The sequence below is a fragment of the Pseudomonas sp. MPB03 genome (assembly GCF_046605385.1).
Taxonomy (GTDB): domain Bacteria; phylum Pseudomonadota; class Gammaproteobacteria; order Pseudomonadales; family Pseudomonadaceae; genus Aquipseudomonas; species Aquipseudomonas zanjanensis.
Window position 1 is genome coordinate 3,634,024 of sequence record NZ_CP176770.1, and the last position, 21,789, is coordinate 3,655,812.

Genomic DNA, 21,789 nt, shown 5'->3' on the forward strand with positions numbered 1-21,789 from the left:
ACCCCCAAAATTATAGAATTAACGCCCCCCCCTATCAAGGGACTTAATTCCCCAAACCTGTGTCTTATCGATTAATTTCTAGGTCCAGCCACAATTTAATGGATTTATCATCCATAAAAGCCAAAAGCAGAGAGAACTATTGGGGGCAGTTAAGAACCGTATGCTTGGTGAAATCTTGCCTTCCGCCCGAGCCTGGTTAGCGTTGGGGGCAAAAATGGGGGCACGCTAAAAATTTCGCGACCTGAAACCACCGTCCTAAAGCCAGTCAAAATGTTTTCGGCGATCCCGATAGCCTGCAATAGAGTTCCAGTACATCAAAGCCCACGGCTTTCGCGCCCCCTCGCAAAACGCTGCGCACGTAGCCTCAGATTTAGAATGCAGCGCAAGGAATCAGGAGATGGGGTTCACTCGCCCAAAATGTTCTTCAACGCAGCGGTATGGCCGGCCGGGTCGTTTACGCTGGACATCACTTCGATGATGGTGATCTTCTGATCGTTCATCGTCATCAACGAAGCCATCAGTAGTTGCAGGCCGTTGAAATCGTCGGTGCCGTCCAGGCGGTGCATCTTCAAGCCGTTCACCTGAATGATTTTCTCGCTAGTCATGCGAAAGTTGGATGACGCGGCCTGCTGCTTTTCCTTCACGGTATCCACGGCAAGGCGAAACGCAGCGTCCGGGGTGGTACCCGCAGTCGGTGCCAGACCTTCGGTAACGATGATGGCCCGCTCGCTTTTCGGATCGAAGTACATCGTGCCGCCGTTCTCGCTGTTCAAGATACGGGTCTCGACGCCGTTGAGCACGAACTTCAGCTTGCCGCCTGCCAGGGACACCGATTGCGTGTCCGATGCCGCCGTAGCGGTTTGTTCAGGCGAGGCAGCAACTGCCATGGTGGCCGCGCCGCTCAAGGCAGCAAGCACGCACAAGGAACGGGTCCAGCCCAACAGCAAATGCTTCGACATTGATAGCGCCTTTGTTTTCAGGCCGTCGAATACCGACGGCCTGTCGTGCGAACAGCCTAGCTTACTTGCCTGCTCACTTGCCCAGGATTATCTGTCGACTATTTAGCCCCAGTCCCTATCAACGAACTCTCGATCTGGACGCCAGGCATCATTCGTTGCAAACCTTCGATCAGTTTGTCCCCCGCTTCCGTCAAGGCTTCAAGCGGCATCGCCGGCAAACTTTCCAGAATGAACCACATGCACTTCGCCTCCGCATCGAGACGGGTCCTGACACCTTGCCGCCAGTTCCAGCGACGGCAGGTCACGCCTTTGTCGTCGCGCCAGACCACTTCGCCGGCGTCTGGATATTCGACAGCAGGAGCCCCTTCTTTCAGGGTGTCGAAGGGCTCGGTGCCATCGGCGACTACCAACCGTGGGGAGCCCACATAGGCTTCGATGTTTTCCCCGCCAACAGGGATGGCGTACTCAAGACTGATGGCGTTATAGAGATCGACGATGGGATCCAGGCTGGGCAAGCTGCCGTCGCGCAACACCCGTTTACGCAACGCCTCGGCTGAACAAGGCGTGCGCTGCGGCTTGGCTCCAAACTTTCGGAATGTATCGGCCCATGCGGCCAAATGTGCTTCGCCCCAGCCTGGCCCACCCTCCCGCACTGCCTTGCAAGCCCGGTCCAGCGCGGCCTGAGCGACCTCAGGATGGGTCAGCGGCGCAGCTTGCATCACAATGCTCAGAGCCCTGAACCCTGGAACCAGCTCTGCAACGGCTCGATCGATTAACGGCAGTACGGACAGCATCAAGAACCTCCAGGAATCCAAATGTCATTTCATGCTATCCAGCGCCGACCAACAAAGTCAATATAATGACCAGCATCACTCACTATAGCGAATGGGTCGATTGACGGGCCTATCGGTATAGACTGAGAATCCCGGCACATTTTCTTCTTAGCATGATCCTCATCAATGACCATGAATACCAGCCTGTCGACGACCCCAGGTGCTGATGCTCAAGCCGTCAGCCTGGCCGTCGCGCGCACGCTCAAACAGGCACGCAAGGTACAGAAAATCACACTGGATGAGCTTTCCCGGCGTTCAGGGGTGAGCAAAGGAATGGTCGTCGAAATTGAAAAATGTACGGCGAACCCCAGTATTGGCATCCTGTGCAAAATCGCAGCCGCGCTGGGTTTGTCCGTTGCAGACATCGTCAATGTGACCGAAGCCCCCTCCGCCCATATCATCGACAGCCAGGACATTCCCACGCTCTGGACCGGGGACCAGGGAGGGACGGCGCGACTTCTGGCAGGAACGTCCGGCCCCAATATGATCGAGCTGTGGCGCTGGGAAATGCATCCAGGCGAGGCCTTCGCGTCACCTGGGCACCCTCAAGGCACGCTTGAACTTTTTCATGTGGAGAAAGGCACGCTCAAATGCGTGGTTGGGGAAACGGAGTTGGTCATCCCTGCGGGGAGCTCGGCAGTGGCCAAGACCGATGTTCCCCATTCCTACTCCAACGCTGGCAGATCCAAGTTGGTATTCACCATGTCCGTGACGGAGATGCATCCGTAAGTGCTCAGCGGAGCTTGCGCCATCGATACGGTGCAGACGCCTAGAGCTTATGGCTCCCCAACACCCAATACCGCTGCGGCTCCACCTTGCGCAGTCGCGCCGCCAGGAACACACCCACCAGCAACGCCGCCGGAATGATCGCGCAGAGGCCATATGACAAAGCCTTGCTCGCACCTGTCAGCACATCGAAATGCACCACCGCGATAAACAGGACCGCCAACAGGGCCACGCAAGAGAAACCAGGAAAAATCCGCCCACGCCATATTCCCAGCTTGAGTTCGGGGTGGCGCTGGGCAAAGACCCAGACCGCGGCGGAAGTCAGCGCCATCAGCAGAATCACGCACAACGTCGCCAGGTTGGACAGCCAGGCGAACAGTTGCAGGATCGGGTCGGCATCCATGGCGGCGAAAATCAGTACCACCACGGCGGAGATCAGGCTCTGCAACGCCGAGCCCATGTGCGGGCTCTGGTGGACGCGGTGGGTAGTGCCCAAGCGGCTGGGCAGCAAACCGTCACGTCCGATGGCGTAGAAGTAACGGGCCGCGGCGTTGTGGAACGCCAGCAGCCCGGCGTAGATGCTGACCATGAACAGCACGCGGATGACCTGGGTCAGGTGCGGACCGACAAAGTGGTCGGACATGCCATAGATAAACGTCGTCGGGTCCTGCAAGGACTGGAGCGTGGACACGATCTTGTCCGCCCCAACACCGATGACCATCGACCAGACCGACAGCGCGTAGAAACCACCGATCAACAATACCGAACAATAGGTGGCAATCGGGATCGTCCGCTCCGGGTTCTTGGCTTCTTCACCGTAGATGGTGGTGGCCTCGAAGCCGATGAACGCCGCGAAGCAGAACAGCAAGCCGATGGACGGCGTACCGCTGAACACGTGACTGCGATCGAACGCGTCGAGGTTGATGCCGCTGTCGCCACCGGTCCTCAGGATCGCAAAATCCAGGAGCAGGATCGCCAGGTATTCGGCGATCACGATCACCGACAGCACCCGGGCCGACAGGTCGATCTTGCGATAGCCGAGGATCGCGATGCTCGCCATCGCCAGGAGTGAATAGGTCCACCATGGCAAATCCAGGCCAAAGACGCTGGCCATCGTGCCGCTGACCACGCCCCCGAACATGCCGTACAGGCCGACCTGGAGAATGTTGTAGGCAAACATCGCCAACACTCCCGCTGCGCCACCGGCCAAGCCACCCAAACCGCGGGAGGTGAACGCGTAGAAACCGCCGGCGTTGGTCACATGCCGGGACATGGTGGTGTAGCCCACCGAAAATGCCAGCAACACCAGCAAGGCCAGGATCAGCAACGCCGGTGTGCCGGCGCCGTTGCCCAGCATGATGCCAATGGGGAAGCCGCCGGCGATGACACTCAAGGGGCTCGCCGCCGACACCACGAAGAAGATGATGAAGCCGACACCCAAGGCCCCACGCTTGAGCTCCGTGGAGCTATTGACCGGGAGAGGTACACTCATGTTTTCTTGACCTTATTGTATGAGGCAGGCGCTGTAGGATCGGTGCTGTCAAATGCTCACCGTCACCCGATAGCATTATTGTTCTTGTTGCACGCTGGATTCGATCCTATGCCTCTCCCTGAACGCCCCATTAGCCCAAATCGGTAATCGCCGCGCTCGCCTCAAAAAAGCCTGGCGTGGGGCTAATGCCAGTTAGTTAAGTGGATACCACGGACAAACACACAAACCGTGGCGAGGGAGCTTGCTCCCGCTGGGCTGCGTAGCAGCCCCAGAAACAGGGACGCTTCGCGACCCAGCGGGAGCAAGCTCCCTCGCCACAGGGTTATTGCCCGCCTTTGTTTCGCTTAACTGACAGACATGAGGGCGTGTGGCCCCTCTCACTTCACTGCAGGGCAATACGCGCCGTCAGTTGCGACGCCGCGCCGGTGACCAGGTCGCACAGGTAGTCCTGCTGAAACGCTCGGAACCGCTCGCTGCGCCCCACCAGGGTCATGCTCCCGAGGACTCGGCGTTTTTCGTCGAAGATCGGTGCCGCGACGCCACTGCGTCCCGGGTGCAGCTCGCTTTCGCTGATGCAATAGCCCTGTTTGCGGATGGCGAGCAGCCCTTTAGTGAACGGCTTCCACTCCAGTTCCTGATGCAGCACTTGCGCGGGATTGGCGTGGAAGTCGTAGATGCGGCGAATCTGGCGCGGCAGCAAATAGGCCAATACGACCCGAGCGGTCGCGCTGTGAAAAAGATCGATCGGCCGTCCCCGGTCGCCCCCCTCCGGGCCGGCGTCGGAGCCCCGCTGGATCAGCACATTGACCACCGAGTCACCATGCCATTCACTGACCAGCGCATCCAGGCCGGTGTCGGCCACCAGTTTGTCGACCAGGCCCCGGCTGCAGGCCAGCAATGGATCGTAGCGGGTCATCTGATGCTCCAGCGTGACGATACGTGGGCCGAGCGCATAGCCCCGCGGTAATCGCTTCAAGAAACCCGCGTCGCCGAGTTCGCGCAGATAACGATAGGCGGTGGCAGGCGTGTATCCGAGCTCCCGGCAAATGACGTCCACATCGATGACCGGCCGCTCAGGGCGAAACAAGTCGAAGACCCTGAGCAGGCGGCGAAGGCTATTCATCTTTTCTACGTCCTTGTGCAGGCCAATGCTCAAGCAAGCGCACAACCGCCGATGGCAGCGCGCGTGGTCTGGGAGGGCAACTCCGCGAACAGCGCCTGGTACTCGGCCGCAAAATGGCTGAGGTGAAAGAAGCCCCACTGGGCCGCGGCATCGCCAATGGAGAGATGCGCCGCTGGGGTGGACATCAAGGTTCGGCGCACGCCGTTGAGCCTTACGGAGCGCAGGTAATTGACCGGCGTCGTCTCGGTCACCGAACGGAAGCTGTTCTGCACGGTACGGCGACTCACCTGGAGTCGCTGGCACAACTCATCCACGCTGGGCACGTTGTTCGATTGCGCGGTCGCCAGGCGGTGACATTTTTCGACAATGTAACTGCGCGTGGAGCTGGGCGCGCGCTGGTGCTTGTCGCAGGCGGGGTCGGTCATCAACTGGAGCAATTCGTCGAGCATGGTCTGCTCCAGTGCCATTTCCCGGTCTTGTGCGTTGTCGAGTTCTTCGCTCAAGAGCGCCTGGGAGAACGCCGCCAGCATTCGACGGCGAGCCTCGGCGTAGCGTTGGGTGGAAAGCCTGATCACCGGCTGGCGTAGCAACTGAGCGATTTCCTTGGCCGACGCGGTTTGCGCCAACGCTTGCTCGAACAACTCACGCTCGAAGGTGATCGCCAGCAGCTCCATGCCCATCGGCATGTGGAACATGAATTCCTCGCCACCATGAAGAAAGAACAGGCTGCTGTCGTCCACTTCCCGCCCCTGCATCCGGATCGTACCCGGGACGGTGATCGGTACGGCGAAGCACATCTTGCCCCGAGGAGCCACGCCGTGCTGCACGACACGCTGGTTGATCTGCTCGCGAAAGACGTGGCAACGCGGCGTCGTCAACTGGATCAGTGAGCTCTCAGCCGAACCAGCGGTCAGCTGATTGTAGTCCTGGCTCCACTCCTGGACGGTGGCGGCGTGGACATGGATGTCGTGGAAGTGGCTGATGTTCAGGTTTTTCATGATGACGAAAGCCTCGGCCAATATTCTTGTTTTTAGATCGCCTTCACGATCGATATTCTCACATTAAGAGAATTCTGCAAATTTTCTTTCAGGAACGCCAGATCTTCGAAAGGAAGGTACGCCGCAGCCTCCCAATGTGCCGATTCGGGCTACCGGCCAGGATCGGGCCACGAGGATGATCGAGACACTGAAACCGACATCCTGAGAGACCGTCATGAGTGAAGCCAAACTTGAATCCCTCCATTTCGCGGATGCCCCGCGGATAACCTCTACCATCCCCGGCCCCAAGACCACCGAGGCCCTGGCGCTGTCGGCGCGTACCGAGTCGATGGCCCGCGGCGGCGGACGCATGCCGGTGGCCATGGACCGGGCGTTCGGCGCGACCTTCAAGGACGCCGACGGCAATACCTACATCGACCTGTCCGCAGGCGTGGGCGTCAGCAGCGTGGGTCGCTGCCATCCGAAGGTGGTGCAGGCCATTCGCGAACAGTCCGAAGTGCTGATGCACGCCCTGGAAGTCAACAGCACCCGGCGCACCGAATTGGCCGCCAAGCTCTCCGAGATCGCACCCGACGGCTTGCGCGGCGACTGCATCACGTTTTTCACCCAAAGCGGTAGCGATGCGCTGGAGGCGGCCATCAAGTTCGCCAAGCGCGTCACCGGGCGGCACCAGATCATCGCCTTCCACGGTGGCTACCACGGTGTGTGGAACGCGTCCGGCGCGCTCACCACAGGCACGGCTTACCGCAAGGGCTACGGTGCCCAGATGGGTGGCGTCATTCACGCGCCCTACCCTTATGCCTATCGCTTCCCCTTCGACACCACCCACAAAAGCGCCGAGCAGATCGCCGGTGAGTACGTGGATTACCTGCTGAACACCCCCTACACCGCCGCCGACGACGTGGCTGCCGTGATCGTGGAGCCGGTGCAAGGCGAAGGTGGCTACGTGCCCCCCTCGCCAGAATTCCTGCAACTGCTGCGCAAGGCCTGCGACCGCAGCGGCGCACTGCTGATCGTCGATGAAGTGCAGTCCGGTGCGGGGCGTACCGGCAAGATGTGGGCGGTCGAGCATTCCGGCGTGAAGCCCGACATGCTCACGTTCGGCAAGGGCATCGGCAGCGACTTGCCCATGGCCGGCCTGATCATGCGTTCGGACCTGGCGGCGGCGATTCCTGACGGATCGATGCCCAACACCTTCGCCGCCAACTCGTTGTCCGCGGCAGTGGCATTGACCAACATCAGCATCCTCCAGGACCCGGAGCTCGATCTGCTCAACCGCGCCCACACACTGGGGCTGGAAGCGCAGGAACGTATCCGTGGCTTCGGCAGCCCGCTGGTCGGCGAGGTACGCGGTCGCGGCCTGATGATCGGCATCGAGCTGGTCTCGGACCCGACCACCAAGGCGCCACTGGCACCGGAAAAGATCGGCCAGCTCATGGGTTACCTGCTCAGCCACGGCGTGCTGATGATTCCCTGCGGGCGCTACAGCAACGTGATGCGGGTCATGCCTTCGCTGACGATTTCACGGGCGCTGTTCTTCAAGGCACTGGACATCTTCGGCGACGCCCTGGACGCCCTCGAGGCGTGAGATGTCTCAACGCTGCCCATCACCCCATGGACTCCAAAAATGACTAAGCACTTAAAACACTTCATCGCCGGTACGTCCTTCGAAGCCTCCGACGGGCGCCGCATCAACCTGGTCAACCCGGTCACAGAACAAGTCTACGGCAGCTGCGCCCAAGGCACCGCTGAAGACGTCGACCGTGCCGTGGCGGCCGCACGCAACCAGCTCGAACGTGGCGCCTGGAGCCAGCTTGACGGCGCCCAGCGCGCTCGACTGCTGTCGAAACTGGCTGACCTGGTGGAGCGCGACACCGACGTGCTGGCCGATATGGACGCCGACGCCATCGGTCGCTCGCCGATCGAGCCACGCCGGCTGGACGTGCCCAATGCGGTCGCCAACCTGCGCGCCTCCGCCGGCTGGGCCAACCAGCTCGAGGGACGGACCATTCCCTCCGGCGGCTACTTCGGCACCCAGTCCCTTTCATACACGGTGCGGGAACCCGTGGGGGTGGTCGGCGCCATCGTTCCCTGGAATTCACCGCTGATGATCACCGTCTGGAAGCTCGCCGCTCTGCTGGCGGCGGGCTGCACCGTGGTCATCAAACCGTCGGAAGAGACACCCCAGTCGGCCTTGCACCTGGCGACGCTGGCCCAGGAAGCGGGTTTCCCTGACGGCGTGATCAACGTCGTGACCGGCTACGGCAACGAGGTGGGTCGTGCCCTGTGCGAACACCCACATGTCGACAAGATCAGCTTCACCGGCAGCCCTGAAGCCGGCCGCGAGATCCAGCGCACCGCCGGCGTGCTGTTCAAGCGCGTGGCCCTGGAGCTGGGCGGCAAGAGCCCGCAGATCGTCTTCGACGATGCCTCCTTCGACGATGCGCTGTTCGGCTGCACCCTCGGCCTGTTCGCCAACCAGGGCCAGGTCTGCGCGGCCGGCTCACGCATCCTGGTCCAACGCAATCTCGCCGATCGCTTCGCCGCCGCGCTGGCCGATGCCGCGCGCGCCGTCAAGGTGGGCGACCCTCGCCAACCGGGCGTGCAGATGGGGCCGGTGGCCAAGAAAGCGCAATTGGATCGCGTCAACCGTTACATCCAATTGGGCATCGACCAAGGTGCGACCCTGCTGGCCGGCGGTGTATCGACCCCTGAACAAGGCTGGTTTGTCCGGCCGACAATCTTCGCCAACGCCCGCAATGACATGGCGATCGCCCGGGATGAGATCTTCGGCCCCGTCGGCACGGTGATCACGTTCGACAGCGAGGATGAGGCGATTGCCTTGGCCAACGACTCCTCCTACGGCCTCGCGGCCACGGTCTGGACCAGCGACCTGGCGCGAGCGCACCGCGTCGCGGCGGCAATCAAGGCCGGTGCCGTAGGCATCAACTGCTGGAGCCCACTGGACGCCAACCTGCCCTGGGGCGGCGTCAAGGCCAGCGGCATCGGCCGAGAAGGCGGATTCAGCGGCGCGCTGGCCTACACCGAGGAAAAGGTCATTACCGTACTGCTGCCCAGCTCAAAATAACCCGCATTGACCCGGCCACCTTCCAAGCCGCTGTGCCGTAGAGGGTGGCCGTTCAACCGCGCATTTCGATGCCTTGATGATGGATGGAGAGACCGCGATGAATCCGGCAAATCAAACAATAATTGATCGGTATCCGACGTCCCTGCGGATTTTGCACTGGGTGCGCGCCGTGCTCATCGCCGGCCTCCTCTGGGCGGGCTGGCACATGACGGGGCTCGATGACGAAGTGGCGAGCAAATATGAGCTCTACTACCCGTGGCACAAATCCTTTGGGGTGCTGGCATTCCTGGTGGTCCTGGTCCAGATCGCCCTGAGGGTGAAAACGGCCAGGCTGCCGCAACCGCCGGAGACGCTGGCTCGCTATGAGCGGGTTTCCTCGCGACTTGCGCACCGCACGCTGTACGCACTACTGGTGATCGTGCCGTTGATGGGCTACTCGATGTCGAGCACCTACACGATGAGCGACGGCGTGTTTTTCTTTGGGGTGAACCTTCCGGAGCTGCTGGGCAAGAATGACGACTGGTTCGTCGTTTTCCAGTGGCTGCACAAAGTGCTCGCCTATACCCTGCTCGGCCTGATCCTGGTGCACGTCGCCGGCGCCCTCAAGCACCGGTTTTATGACCGCGACCCTCGAAACGATGTCCTGCGCCGCATGCTGTGACTTGATTGAGGCGTTGGCGAAAAACGCCAACGCCTTCACTTATGGCTCGGACCGCAGAGGTCCGGTAAAGTCCGCCGGTAAAGCGACTGGCTTGACGAGCACCGCATCCTCCGGCAGCAAATAGCCCTCCTTGATCGCCTGTTGTTTGGCGGCTTCGAAACGACTCGCATAATTGGCATGACTGCCATACAACGCCTTCATCTGCTGCCCGGAATAGGGCACCTTCGTGTCGTAGGCCGAACCGCAGCCGGTCTCCTGGTCGGTCAGGTAGGTGGCGCTTGGCACCTTGATCCACGGCGGACGCACACCGCCCAGCATGTTGCCCGTCTGCGGGTCGCGGGCAACGCCCTTCCCCTCACGAGCGACCCGCTCGGCCTTGGGCATCGGCGTGCCGTCACGCACCCAGCGATCCATCGCGTCAAGGATCGCGGACACAACCGTCTCCACCGGCTCGTCATACAGAAACTGGCAGCGCGGATCGTTGCGCTTGTCGCCGTCGGCCGGGTGCGGCTCTGTCCCCTCGGTACCCTGATCGGCGAGGCGCAGATGGGGCATGCCTGTGACCTCGTAATAACGCAACTTCGGTTGGTCGGTATCTGGCGGGAGCGCGATCTCCTGGCGGGCATCGTGGACCACCTCGGCCTGGCTGTAGACCGTCACGAAAGGCGCATCCTCAGGGAGCTTGCGCGGAACCCTGAGCACCTCGCCACCCAGGTCGCCATACACAATGTGCCCGGTCATATAGGCGTCGATCAGCGGTTTACCGTCCGGCATGCGCCACTGCTGATGCCGGCCCTGATCGAGGTAATCGAGCCAGAGCTGCCCATTGATTGCCCAGGTGTTGACATAGATACGCTTGACGTCGAGCCCCTGGGTGGGACCGTGGTTTGACTTGAGCAGCAAGGCCAATTGCGCCGCAATGCCCTGCGCCTGGGGCGGGTACTGATCGGGACCGCTGCCGCGTCGAAACCGATCGCTGTCGTAGTAGCTGCCGAGCGGTGCGTAGCGCTTGTAGTCGTAGCGTCGCATGAAGTCCAGATTCAGGTTGCGGGGCTCAGGATCCCAATCCAGCGTCTTGGGATCGTTAGCCGGTCGATTGATGCTGAGCGTATAGCCGACAAATGCGTAGCCCTTGCGCATCAGGTAGTTGCGGGTGAAGATCCAGCCCGCGCCGCGCTCGCCCATCCAACTGAACGGCTCCAGCACAACCGTGCCGTTGAAGCGTCCAGGGTCCTTGGGTTTGCGGATAAGGAAGCGCGTCACGTAGGGCGCGTCGAACACCTGTTCGCCAGAAGCGGTGATCGCCGGCGCGAGCCCCAGCAAGTAGTATTCCTCCTCCACATACCCGCCCCCCTCGAGGTCGACATACTCCGTGCCGTGCCTTGACGCAGACGCGAGAGGCAAGCGGCCGCTGGGCGGCACCAAAGAGAATTGCGGCATGGAGGGCGTTTGCGCGCCGACGGGCGCGGCCATCGTCAGCACAAGCGACGCCGCCACGGACAGCCTGGGCGACCAAACCTCGCCCATGGGCTTCATTTCCACGTCCCGATGGTTTTCCCATTGGGCAACCGTAGCGCCTGGAGGGCGCCACCTGTCTTCGTCTCGTCCCTCATCGGCGCGAGTTGCAGGTCGACCTTATCGCCCGGCTTGAGCGTATTGGCCATCCAGCCCTGACGCATCAGGATATTCGGGCCGCCGGCCTCGATCGCCCAGGTCTCAGTCTTGTCCCCGGCCAGTACATCGATGAATAACCAAACGTGAGGATTTCTAAACTGCACCTCACTGACTGTGCCGGCAATCGCGACGAGCTTCGACATGTCGAAGGCTGAGTAGGAGTGGTGGGCAAGCGCAGCCGGTGCTGCCGAACCCAGGAGCGCCAAGCCGAACAGCATGGATTTGAGATTCACTTCGTGTCTCCTTGATTTTTGTTGTTCGCTTGGTTCAGGTTGCGACGCTCGGGAATCGTCGTGATTTCCGCGCCCGTCACCGGATCGATCGACTCGTTATTGCTGTCCTCGCAGACAAACTCCATGAACTCGACCCCCTTGGGCGCACGGCGGAAAGTCAGCGGCGCCCACTGCCATGGCTTGACCAGCGCATCCGGGTCTTCGACCCTGCCGTCCACCTGCAGCAAGCCTTCGTCATTGATGAAGATCCGCTCTTTGATAATCATGCGCGGACCGTGGCCGAGCGCGTCGTCGGCATGCCCATACTCACCCAACGTGGTCTCCTGCCGGATATGGGTCGTCTCGACGACCAACACATTTTCCTCCCAGCGTGCGACCGAATGGCCCTCGAACGTCGAGGGCGCTTCCTCGGGATTGGGGTGGGCGCGCCCATCGAGGTAAATGCGCCGCGTCTCGCGCAGGAACTCTTGCGCCCAATTTATTTGTGTCGGCGTCTGTATGATCTCTACGGCGTAAGGCCCGACCATGTTCGTTGGCATGCCCAGCACCTTGCACGACGTCTTGAATTCACTGCCCACTTTGGCGAGCGCTTCAGCGCGTTTCCTGGCGCTCTCGAGATAGACCCCCTTGAGTTCCGGCGTGGTGCCGAACGGAGGGCCGACATTGGTATCGGGGTTATCGGCACCGGTGCTGTTGACGAGGGGGTCTACGGAGCTCCCCACTGGCATCCACAGACCGCTGAGGTCGGGCAGTCCGGCTTTCGGCTTGGCCGCGCTGGACGTTGCGGGGGGCGTTGCGGCGATGGCGAACAAGGGATTCGCGGATGCGGCCAGGATAGCCAGCAGCGCGATCACTGCGTGAACAAGGGGGAGCGTTTTCATAGGCATGACCTGCGTCTTTTTCTACACGTTGGTAGTGCTGAGGATGTTTGGCGGCATGGATGGCCGCTCAGAAGCTCACCCAGGCGATGAGCTGGAAGTAGGTATTCGTCGATGCGCTCCCACTCTGGTTGCCACCGTTGCCGAGCCACTTCTCGGGCTTGTAGAAGCCGATGAGGGGCGAGAGCGTGATGTTGTCCGTCACCATCCAGTCCAGGAAGAAGTCGACCTCACGTGCGCTGAAGTCCTGCTCCCCACGCCGGGAAAGCTGGTGGTAGTCGAAGGCCATCGCGTTAAGCGTCAACTTGTCGGTCGGCATGACCGAGAGCAACACATCATGGATCTGCATGTTCGAAGTCACTGAACCGGCGTAATTCACCGCGACTTCACCTTGGTAGCGTTTGCGAAAACCGCCTTGGAACAGGAAGTCCCAGCCCTCGGAATAGCGGGTATAGCGATAGCTCACCGTCGGTTGCCATTTGGCATCGGCGAAGGTGTAGCCCGCGTCGAAGAACATCGCCCGCTGCGACCCCGAGCGTTTTTCCTGGCGCGCCACTTCGAACGCGAAATCGGCGTTCTCGATGCCGGCATTGCCCTGGCCACGAATGCTGTAGATGTCCATGCCCTTGCGTTCACCCCGATCGCCAAAGACGTATCGCTCTTCGACATCCAGGCCACGCACGTACGTTGAACCGATCGAGCCGATGGGCGTCGTGTAGTCGACGGTGGCGGCCGCCACTTCGGTCTTGGACTGCCCGGGATTATCCGACTTCAACCAGATCAAGCTGCCATGCAGGCCCTGCGTGCCGCCCAGCTTCAAGACTGCCGTATTCCCGAACGCCAACCGCGGGCCGAGGTAAAAGGCACCGCCGCGATTGAACCGGCCATCCGCTACGCCCTCGATGGGGTTGAAAGCGTTCCCCGGGGCGAACCCATCATCGGTGATCAGAAAGCCGTCCACCGTCACGATCTGTCGGCCAAAAGAAAAATCAACGCCGTCCGTGCCCAACGCCGGAATCAGGTCACCTGACTTCCAGCCCAGGTAGGCATCTTCCACTGCGGTTTCTCTTTCGTTTCCGGCGGTGATCGCTCCTGCGTCGCCGTCGCCCCATGACCCCGTACTGATCAGGCTGAACCCGCCGTAGATCGAGCCGGCGGCGATCTGATCCGTCGTGCCGCTGAGACCATATTTGGCGAACCCTTCCTGCCATCGCATGGTGCCGGGCTCCCGCTGCGGGTCGCCGAGGTAGTTCTTGCTACTGCCGAACCAGCCAAATCCCGCCCAAAACTCGGCGTTAAGGACGGTCCCACCTTCGTTGTCGTTGTACAACTCGTAGCCCTGTGCCTGCGGCTCGAACGCGCAGACGGCAACCAGCGAAAGCAATGGAGCGTAACGGGGGGTGCGCATGACGTCTCTCCTGTTTTTATATTTATGAGGCGAGTCATGAGTGTTCCGATTCGGCTCGCCCATGCGGTAGCCCAAATCAGCATGTGCACGGGGTTGGCCACCCATTTCCTTGGCGCTATTTCTCCCCGCTGAAAAACATGTCCAGAGGCTTGAACGGTTGCCGTTTTGGGCTACGGCCTGCCCGTGCGTGCGCCCTATGCTGGGGCCATAAGAACGCATAAGAACGAGGCACCCGTCATGACCCCAATACCGCTGTTACGTCAGGGGCTTTGCCTGCTGACCATCGTCGCCTGCAGTGCCCTGCCGTCCCTGGCCACTGCCCACCATTCATTCGCGCTGTTCGACCAGACCAAGACGGTCACGGTCAAGGGCGTGGTCGAGCGCTTTGCCTGGACCAATCCGCACATCACGATTTACCTCGATACGCCCGGCCCACCGGCCCAGCGTTTCAAGATCGAGACGGGCAGCGTCAACGCGTTGCAGCGTGCGGGCTGGAGCGCAGACTCGATCAAGGCCGGCGAGAGCGCCGAGGTGTCCTTCAGGCCGCTGAAAAACGGTGACCCGGGCGGACTGCTCGTGGAGATCAGGATCGGTGACGTCGTGCTCACGGGCGGCGGATAGGGGAACTCCCTCGCCTGATGACCACGGAACCAAACCGAACAAGCCAGCCAGCAGCGTGGAGACGTTTCAATGAAACCGACACGAACCTTGAGCGCAACAACGATCTTCCTCGGCGTCGTCCTCGTGACGGTCGCCGGGGTGTGCAACGCAGCCACCTCGAAAACCCAGAACAACACTCGCCCGGACATCAGTGGCACCTGGGAAAGAACCCCGGACGACTGGTTCGGTGAGAACCCGGACGATCCGGTGCACCCAGGCGGCCCGATGGACCTGAAGGAACCCTATGCCCGCGAATACGCCGCGCTGAAAAAGAAACAAGCCGCCGCGAACGAAGCCGGCACGCCCTTGGCCACGACAAGTTCCCGGTGCCTGCCCGAAGGCATGCCGACGATGATGGCGGCGCTGTTTCCGATCCAGATCATTCACGATGACAAGCAGGTGATTGTCCTCGGCGAGTACCTCCAGCAGGTGCGCCGGATTCTCCTGGACCAAGCCATGCCGCCCAAAGAGAAGCTCGACCCCAAGTACCAGGGTCATTCCCGCGGCCATTGGGAGGGCGACACCCTCGTGGTGGAGACGCAACGTGTGCGAACCGACGTGACGTTTTATGACGTTCCCCACAGTGAGGCGATGACGATCACCGAGCGCATCAGGCTAAAGGGCCCGGACCACCTGGAAAACCAGGTGATGATCGAGGATCCGCAAATGCTCAACACCCCGTATCGCTTCACCTTCGACTACAAGCGCTCCAACTACGCCATTCAAGAATACGTTTGCGAGAACAACCAGATCGTGATCGACAGCGAGGGCAAGGCGTCCCTCAGCCGTGAGTGAAGCCCTGCCGCGAGGCCAGTGTTGGGGCTGCTGCGCAGCCCAGCGGGAGCAAGCTCCCTCACCACAAAGGGCGGTGTTTGCCACGAATGAGTGGGCAACATCATGGAACTGATTACTCCACACCGCCCAGCCACAAGAGGCGATGTTTACCACCAGTGAGAGGGCAACATCATGGAATCGGATTGCTCCACACCGCCCAGCCACAAGAGGCGATGTTTACCACCAGTGAGAGGGCAACATCATGGAATCGGATTGCTCCACACCGCCCAGCCACACACAAAACCGTGGCGAGGGAGCTTGCTCCCGCTGGGGTGCGCAGCGCCCCCAAACCAGACTGATTTTGCTCCTTTGGAGATGACCGGATGGAACGACCGATGACCACCAGCCTCCTGCGGCCGACGCTGCCCGGCGTCCTGCTGTCGCTGATCCTTGGCTCGAACGCGTTTGCCGAGGTGCCGCGCATGCCCACGGCCATTGCCATGCCACCTTCCAGCGAGCCACCGCTGTCGTCGGCGAAACGGCCAGGCACGGAACACAGCGATCTCGACAAGTACGGCTACGTCGAGGAGGAGTTTTACCTGCAAGGCGTCGCCCCGGCGATTACCGCCGCAGGCAAAACCCTCTTCGAGGCGCCCTACACCACGCGCATCCTGGTACGTAAACCGGCGGACCCGGCGCGGTTCAACGGCACCGTGGTGATCGAGCCGTTCAGTTGGTTTGGCGAACGTGGCGCCGGATGGATCCTGACCCGCGACTACTTGCTGCGACGTGGCTACGCGTACGTGGGCTACACGTTGAACATGAACAAGCCGGCCGTCGATCCCAAGTTCATCTCGGACACCCCGGCCGCCGAAGCGGAGCAAATTGCCCAGTACGGACAGATCGTGAACTTCGAGTTCATGCGCCGCTTCGACTATGCCCGCTATGCGCCGCTGGGTACCTACTACGACCCGCAGCGGTTCACCCGTGGCGAAGGCCCCGACCCGTTCGTGCCCCAGTCACAAGGGATCGCGGCGCAGCTGGCGTTGCTGCTCAAAACCAATGCCGCGCAGGGCCCGTTGGCAGGCCTGAATGTGCAACGCGTCTACGTCAACAGCTGGGCGGTGACCGCGCAGGTCTGGATGGACTACCTCGACCAGGGCCGGCACCAGCAATGGCGCATGCCCGACGCTCGGCCGTTGATCGATGCCTACATGACGGGACGCATGGCCTATGGCGAGGTGGGCGGCGACGTCATCCGGCTGCCTCGGCAAATGCCCGATGGCGTGCCGTTCGTGACCGTCTACAGCCAATCCGAACTGATGCATGACGTCATCGAAGGCATCGACCTGCCGCCGGACACCGACAGTCCGCAGCTTCGCTATTACGAAGTGACCGGCATGCCCCATCTGCGGCTGGCCGACCTCGGCACGGAACATACCGAACTGTTCGCTGCCGACGTCGGCAAAGGCGACGATCCACGGTGCCGGACGCTGTACGACGAGCCGGCGGAACTGGTCGTCTCGGCCCTCCTCGATGGCATGGACCAATGGGTGCGCAAAGGCAAAGCCATGCCGAAGGCCCCGCGAGTCGTGCGCGAGGGCAACGTCGCCGTACGCGACCCCGCCACCGGCAACCTGCAAGGGGGTGTGCGCCCGCCGTGGGTCCAGGTGCCCAGTGCGACCTACCTCACGGACCAGGAGACCGGCTGCGGCCTGATCTACGACACCAAGGTGCCCTATTCCAAGGACGTGCTTGGCCAGCGCTATGGAAGTTTCAGCCGCTACGAACAGGCGTTCGAAGACGCCAAGGATCTCTCGATCAAGCAAGGCTTTCTCCTTCCGGAAGATGCAACGGGCCTGCGTCCGATCGCGAAACCTCAAGACTTCTAACCCAACGCGGAAGCAAAGCAGATGTCATCAGAACTCATCATCGCCTGGATCTACGCGTCACCGCTAAGCACAGCCATCAGGGACATGTTCTGGGTCGTGCCCACTGTCCAGAGCGTTCATATCGTCGCCATCGCGGTGATCTTCGGCGCCGCGGTCATCTCCGACCTCAGGCTCGCCGGCGTATTCGCCACCGATGAGCCCATGGGTGGCGTTGTGCGCCGCTACTACCCGTGGATGCGCGCCGCCCTCATCGTCCTGCTCCTCAGCGGATTGGTCATGGTCATTGGCGAGCCCGACCGCGTGCTAGTCAACACAACGTTCTGGCTGAAGATGTTTCTGGTCATCGCCGTGTTCACGCTGACCTGGTTGGTCCGGCGTCCGTTGCTGCGCACTGTCGACCCCGCACCAAGCGACGACGAAAAGCCGCCCATCAGGGTTTTGGCCTGGCTGTCGATTGTCCTGTGGTGCGTCGTGATCTTCTGCGGTCGCTGGATTGCCTACTGATCCCAGCGTTTTCAATGTTTTTTTCAGGTATTCGCCATGGACATCCAATCGATATTGCAAGCCCTCGAGGACACCACGGTCGCGGCCCGGATCAGAGAGTCGGGCTCGATTTTTCCAAACCTGGAGTCGGTGCATGTGATCGGCATCGCCCTTGTGTTCGGGACCATCGCCGTCGTCGACTTGCGCCTGCTCGGCATCGCCTCCCATCGTCGAAGCGCGCTCCGGCTGATCCAGGAATTGTTGCCCTACACCTGGGTTGCCTTCGCAGCCTGTGTGATCACCGGCCTGCTCATGTTTGCCTCCAATGCCACCACCTATGCGCAGAACAGCGTGTTCTGGTGGAAGATGGGCCTGTTGCTGCTGGCGGGCCTCAACATGGCAATCTTCCACCTGGGCGCCTATCGGCGGATCGACGAATGGGACACGATCCTGCCGCCCCCCGGCCAGGCCCGCGTGGCAGGTTTCTGCTCGTTGGCGCTGTGGGCGTGCGTGATCGGCCTCGGGCGCTGGATCGGGTTTGTCTGATGGCTCGCCTGTCGCGAACCTGGCCCGGCGCTGACGCCAACGGCGCGACCAAGGTCGTGCGCCCGGCTTCCGGCCGCTGGGAATCGCTGGCCCTGCTGCTGGCGGCCCTGGCAATCATCGCCAGCGTGACAGGCTATGTGCTGCTGCGCCCAAAGCACCCCGGCCCGCCGATACCCTTGGGCTGGCAAGTGCGTTCCTTCGATGGGCTGGGTGCGGTCGACCAGGCCATCCACAGCGCCCTGCTACCTGCCGGGGAAGAAATCATCTGGAACAACAACGACACCGGCGGTTGGATCACCCTGGAACGTGCCCAGGAAATTTGGCTGCCCCCCTTCTACCGCGACGCCTTCTGGAAGACCAACGGCCAAGTCCATTGGCAGTTGATCCTGCCTGGCGGCCATCTGCCCCATGCCGGTTCCGACGACGGGCACGAGGACGACGCGCCGGCCCCGGCCACCAGCGAGGTGTCGCAAGCCACCCAGGGCCAGGGCGCCACGGTCTACTACGGTGCCGCCGGCCGCATGCCCGGCCAGAGCGCCTACTTGCTCGTCATTGGCCACGCCCATGCCGGCGTCATGTGGGCCAACCAGGCGACGATCTGGGTCCACCCCGACCCGAACGCGCCCTACCCCGGCATCGTCAAGCCCGAATCGCTGGTCGGCAAAGGTTGGCGCCAAGTCATCCCTTATGACGGCGCCAGTGAAGTCGAACGCGTAAAAGGAAACCAGCCATGACCGTTTCTCCGAAGCACCGCGCGATATGGCGCCGTTGCCTTGCGCTGCTGATGCTGATCCCCGCCATCGCACTCGCCAGCCCGACTGTGCCCCTGGGCAAAAAGCTCAAGATCGGCGTCACCTTGCACCCCTACTACAGCTTCGTGGCGAATATCGTCGGTGATCGGGCCGAGGTCGTGGCGCTCATCCCGGCGCAAGCGAATCCGCACAACTATCAGCCGCAGCCGGACGACATCACCCGGGCGATGACGCTCGATGCTCTGGTCGTCAACGGCATCGGCCACGATGAATGGGCCTCTCAGATCGTCAAGGCGGCCGGTCGGGGAACGACGCTGCCGATCATCCAGGCCAATGCCTCGGTGGCCCTGATTCCCATCGGCGGTGACCAGGGCGGTGCCAAGGTGGTCAATCCGCACACGTTCGTCTCCACCACCGCAGCGATACAGCAGGTCTTCGAAATCGCTCGCCGGTTGGGGGAGCTGGACCCGGGCAACGCTGCGACGTATCGACACAACGCCCTCGCCTATGCCGCACGCATCCGAGCATTACGGGCCGGTTTCATGACCCGCTTCGCCGCTCTGGATCTGTCAGCGTTCCGCTGCGCGACCACCCATGCCGGCTACGACTACATGATGCAGGAGTTCGGCCTGTTCGTGAGCGCCGTGATCGAGCCTCGTCACGGCGTCGCGCCGACCGCGCGCCAGTTGGCCAACACCGTCGATGCGATCAAGAAGGCCAATGTGCGGGTGCTGTTTGCCGAGAAAAACTTCTCGCTCGACCTCGCCAAACCTATTGAAGCCGCGACCGGCGTGAAGGTCTTCGCGCTGTCGCACATAACCGGCGATACCTACAGCGCGGACGAGTTCGAGGTGGCGATGCGCGAAAACCTCGAGACCTTGGCCGAAGCCATTGAGTTTACGCAGCGATGAAAGAGGAACAGGTCATGCGCGGTCCCGCCATCGTGTTCGATAACATCTGCCTGCAACTGGGCGGTACGCAAGTGCTCGACGACGTCAGTTTTCGGGTGGAAGCCGGTGCCCTGCACTGCCTCGTCGGCCCCAACGGCGGCGGCAAGACGTCACTGGTGCGCACGCTGCTGGGCCAGATGCCGCATACGGGAACGGTCCGCTTCGAGGGGGAGGTGACGACACCCATGGGCTATGTCCCGCAATTGCCGGACCTCGACCGCAACGTGCCGATGACGGTCAGCGATCTCATGGCCCTGCTCGGCCAACGCCGGCCGGCCTTCCTGGGCTCGAACCGATCCGCCAAGGCGACCCATGCCGAGGCCTTGGCGCGTACCGGCGTGGCAGGCATGGGCGCCAAGCCCTTTGGCAGCCTGTCCGGTGGCCAGCGCCAGCGCGTGCTGCTGGCCCAGGCGATCAGCCCGGCGCCCTGGCTGTTGATCCTCGACGAACCGACCGCTGGCATCGACGAACCCGGCGTGCAGCTGGTGGAGGCGCTGGTGGCCGAGTTGCACGGTCGAGGCGTCACCATCCTGTGGATCAACCATGACCTGGAACAGGTCCGGCGCATCGCCCAATCGGTGACCGTCATCAACCGGCGAGTGCTGTTCCATGGTGCACCCGACCAGATCGCGTATTCGCTGGAGGGGAGCCAATGAACGCCCTGTACGACTCCATTCGCAACCACCTGCAGGCGCTCGCCGCCAGTGGCCTGCTGCCGCAGCCGTTCGAGTACGAGTTCGTGATCAATGCACTGCTCTGTGCCGTGCTGATCGGCCCGCTGCTGGGCGTGCTGGGTTCGATGGTGATGATCAAGCGCATGGCGTTCTTCAGTCAGTCCGTCGGCAATGCGGCGATGACCGGTGTCGCCATTGGCGTGCTGATCGGCGAATCCTATACATCCCCCTACTTCTCGATGTTCGGCTTCTGCTTGCTGTTTGCCCTGACGTTGAAGTACACGCAGCATCGCACCACGCTGGCCAATGACACGCTGATCGGCGTGTTCCTGTCCATCTCCCTGGCGGTCGGGGCCTCACTGCTGCTGTTCGTCTCGGCCAAGATCAACACCCACGTGATGGAAAGCGTGCTGTTCGGTTCCATCCTCGCGGTGGACCACATCGACATGAATGTGCTGCTTGGCGTCACGGCACTGTGTGCGCTGCTGGGGTTGCCGCTGTACAACGGCATGCTGTTGGCCAGCCTCAACCCAACCCTGGCCCACGCCCGCGGCGTGCCGGTGCGAAGCGTCGAGTATGTGTTTGTCGTGCTGGTCACCCTGGTGACGGTCGCTTGCCTGAAAATCATTGGTGCCGTACTCGTCGAAGCCCTGCTGCTCATACCGGCCGCGGCAGCACGCAACATCAGCCGTTCGCTGCCGGGTCTGGTCGCGCGCGCCATTCTGATTGCGACCTTCTCCTGCGTGGTGGGCATCCTGGCGCCGATGCAATTCCACATTCCCGTACCGACGGGCGGCGCCATCGTGATCGTTGCCGCCCTGGTGTTCGTCGTCACCACCGTCATGCGCGCCACTGCGTCCCGGTTCAGGGGGGCCAGCGTATGAACAGGAAGGGGTTATACGGGTCCTGGTTGGCGCTGCTGCTGGGCCTCTCGTGTTCGGCCTTTGCCGATACCGGCAGGCAGCAAGTGCTGGTCGCATTGCCT

The 21,789-nt window shown here is 61.8% G+C and carries 22 protein-coding genes; 13 read left to right on the forward strand and 9 right to left on the reverse strand.

The window, feature by feature from the left end; genetic code table 11:
• Positions 1-404 precede the first annotated feature (404 nt).
• Positions 405-959, reverse strand: a complete 555-nt coding sequence (locus ACLH0I_RS16020) for a hypothetical protein (protein WP_250965286.1) — start codon at positions 957-959, stop codon at positions 405-407.
• 98 nt (positions 960-1,057) lie between these two features.
• On the reverse strand, positions 1,058-1,753 hold the full coding sequence (locus tag ACLH0I_RS16025; protein ID WP_411384730.1) for a B3/4 domain-containing protein: 696 nt from the start codon (positions 1,751-1,753) through the stop codon (positions 1,058-1,060).
• Between the two features lie 165 nt (positions 1,754-1,918).
• Between ACLH0I_RS16025 and ACLH0I_RS16030 the strand changes: the two genes are divergently transcribed.
• Positions 1,919-2,521: a helix-turn-helix domain-containing protein gene (locus tag ACLH0I_RS16030; RefSeq protein ID WP_411384731.1), complete on the forward strand. Its 603-nt coding sequence runs from the start codon at positions 1,919-1,921 to the stop codon at positions 2,519-2,521.
• Positions 2,522-2,561: 40 nt separating this feature from the next.
• Here ACLH0I_RS16030 and ACLH0I_RS16035 read toward each other — a convergent pair whose 3' ends face one another.
• From ACLH0I_RS16035 to ACLH0I_RS16045, 3 genes are all read right to left on the reverse strand, one after another.
• Positions 2,562-4,010 (reverse strand): APC family permease, encoded by a 1,449-nt coding sequence (locus ACLH0I_RS16035; RefSeq protein WP_411384732.1) that lies wholly within the window; start codon positions 4,008-4,010, stop codon positions 2,562-2,564.
• Positions 4,011-4,392: 382 nt separating this feature from the next.
• On the reverse strand, positions 4,393-5,133 hold the full coding sequence (locus ACLH0I_RS16040) for an IclR family transcriptional regulator (protein WP_411384733.1): 741 nt from the start codon (positions 5,131-5,133) through the stop codon (positions 4,393-4,395).
• Between the two features lie 29 nt (positions 5,134-5,162).
• Positions 5,163-6,131 carry a helix-turn-helix domain-containing protein gene (locus ACLH0I_RS16045; RefSeq protein ID WP_250965291.1) on the reverse strand — a complete coding sequence of 323 codons (969 nt, stop codon included), beginning with the start codon at positions 6,129-6,131 and terminating at the stop codon, positions 5,163-5,165.
• Positions 6,132-6,345: 214 nt separating this feature from the next.
• On the opposite strand from ACLH0I_RS16045, the gene ACLH0I_RS16050 reads away from it, so the two are divergent.
• From ACLH0I_RS16050 to ACLH0I_RS16060, 3 genes are all read left to right on the forward strand, one after another.
• Positions 6,346-7,719, forward strand: a complete 1,374-nt coding sequence (locus tag ACLH0I_RS16050; RefSeq protein ID WP_186706735.1) for an aspartate aminotransferase family protein — start codon at positions 6,346-6,348, stop codon at positions 7,717-7,719.
• A 39-nt stretch (positions 7,720-7,758) separates the two neighbouring features.
• On the forward strand, positions 7,759-9,219 hold the full coding sequence (locus tag ACLH0I_RS16055) for an aldehyde dehydrogenase family protein (protein WP_411384734.1): 1,461 nt from the start codon (positions 7,759-7,761) through the stop codon (positions 9,217-9,219).
• Positions 9,220-9,316: 97 nt separating this feature from the next.
• Positions 9,317-9,880, forward strand: a complete 564-nt coding sequence (locus tag ACLH0I_RS16060) for a cytochrome b (protein ID WP_186706733.1) — start codon at positions 9,317-9,319, stop codon at positions 9,878-9,880.
• Positions 9,881-9,919: 39 nt separating this feature from the next.
• Here the strand turns inward: ACLH0I_RS16060 and ACLH0I_RS16065 are convergent, their stop codons facing one another.
• The 4 genes from ACLH0I_RS16065 to ACLH0I_RS16080 form a co-directional block, all read right to left on the reverse strand.
• Positions 9,920-11,416 (reverse strand): alpha/beta hydrolase domain-containing protein, encoded by a 1,497-nt coding sequence (locus ACLH0I_RS16065; protein ID WP_411384735.1) that lies wholly within the window; start codon positions 11,414-11,416, stop codon positions 9,920-9,922.
• Positions 11,413-11,787: a DUF6152 family protein gene (locus ACLH0I_RS16070; protein ID WP_411384736.1), complete on the reverse strand. Its 375-nt coding sequence runs from the start codon at positions 11,785-11,787 to the stop codon at positions 11,413-11,415. Before ACLH0I_RS16070 ends, ACLH0I_RS16065 begins: the two co-directional genes overlap by 4 nt.
• Complete coding sequence (locus tag ACLH0I_RS16075; RefSeq protein ID WP_411384737.1) at positions 11,784-12,674, reverse strand: hypothetical protein; 891 nt, start codon at positions 12,672-12,674, stop codon at positions 11,784-11,786. The genes ACLH0I_RS16070 and ACLH0I_RS16075 overlap by 4 nt, the downstream gene beginning before the upstream one ends.
• Positions 12,675-12,735: 61 nt before the next feature.
• Positions 12,736-14,073, reverse strand: coding sequence for a hypothetical protein (locus tag ACLH0I_RS16080; protein WP_411384738.1), 1,338 nt, complete (start codon positions 14,071-14,073; stop codon positions 12,736-12,738).
• Positions 14,074-14,310: 237 nt separating this feature from the next.
• Here ACLH0I_RS16080 and ACLH0I_RS16085 point away from each other — a divergent pair, with 237 nt between their 5' ends.
• From ACLH0I_RS16085 to ACLH0I_RS16125, 9 genes are all read left to right on the forward strand, one after another.
• The gene (locus ACLH0I_RS16085; RefSeq protein WP_411384739.1) at positions 14,311-14,694 is read left to right on the forward strand and encodes a DUF6152 family protein; all 384 of its coding nucleotides are present in this window, start codon (positions 14,311-14,313) and stop codon (positions 14,692-14,694) included.
• 69 nt (positions 14,695-14,763) lie between these two features.
• Complete coding sequence (locus ACLH0I_RS16090; RefSeq protein ID WP_411384740.1) at positions 14,764-15,528, forward strand: hypothetical protein; 765 nt, start codon at positions 14,764-14,766, stop codon at positions 15,526-15,528.
• A gap of 374 nt (positions 15,529-15,902) precedes the next feature.
• Complete coding sequence (locus tag ACLH0I_RS16095; RefSeq protein WP_411384741.1) at positions 15,903-17,399, forward strand: alpha/beta hydrolase domain-containing protein; 1,497 nt, start codon at positions 15,903-15,905, stop codon at positions 17,397-17,399.
• Positions 17,400-17,420: 21 nt separating this feature from the next.
• Complete coding sequence (locus ACLH0I_RS16100; RefSeq protein WP_411384742.1) at positions 17,421-17,903, forward strand: DUF6644 family protein; 483 nt, start codon at positions 17,421-17,423, stop codon at positions 17,901-17,903.
• A gap of 36 nt (positions 17,904-17,939) precedes the next feature.
• Positions 17,940-18,428: a DUF2214 family protein gene (locus ACLH0I_RS16105; RefSeq protein WP_207966907.1), complete on the forward strand. Its 489-nt coding sequence runs from the start codon at positions 17,940-17,942 to the stop codon at positions 18,426-18,428.
• Complete coding sequence (locus ACLH0I_RS16110) at positions 18,428-19,162, forward strand: DUF6162 family protein (protein ID WP_411384743.1); 735 nt, start codon at positions 18,428-18,430, stop codon at positions 19,160-19,162. The genes ACLH0I_RS16105 and ACLH0I_RS16110 overlap by 1 nt, the downstream gene beginning before the upstream one ends.
• On the forward strand, positions 19,159-20,091 hold the full coding sequence (locus tag ACLH0I_RS16115; protein WP_411384744.1) for a metal ABC transporter solute-binding protein, Zn/Mn family: 933 nt from the start codon (positions 19,159-19,161) through the stop codon (positions 20,089-20,091). The genes ACLH0I_RS16110 and ACLH0I_RS16115 overlap by 4 nt, the downstream gene beginning before the upstream one ends.
• Before the next feature lie 14 nt (positions 20,092-20,105).
• Complete coding sequence (locus ACLH0I_RS16120; RefSeq protein ID WP_411384745.1) at positions 20,106-20,786, forward strand: metal ABC transporter ATP-binding protein; 681 nt, start codon at positions 20,106-20,108, stop codon at positions 20,784-20,786.
• Positions 20,783-21,688 (forward strand): metal ABC transporter permease, encoded by a 906-nt coding sequence (locus tag ACLH0I_RS16125; RefSeq protein WP_411384746.1) that lies wholly within the window; start codon positions 20,783-20,785, stop codon positions 21,686-21,688. The genes ACLH0I_RS16120 and ACLH0I_RS16125 overlap by 4 nt, the downstream gene beginning before the upstream one ends.
• Positions 21,689-21,789: the final 101 nt, after the last annotated feature.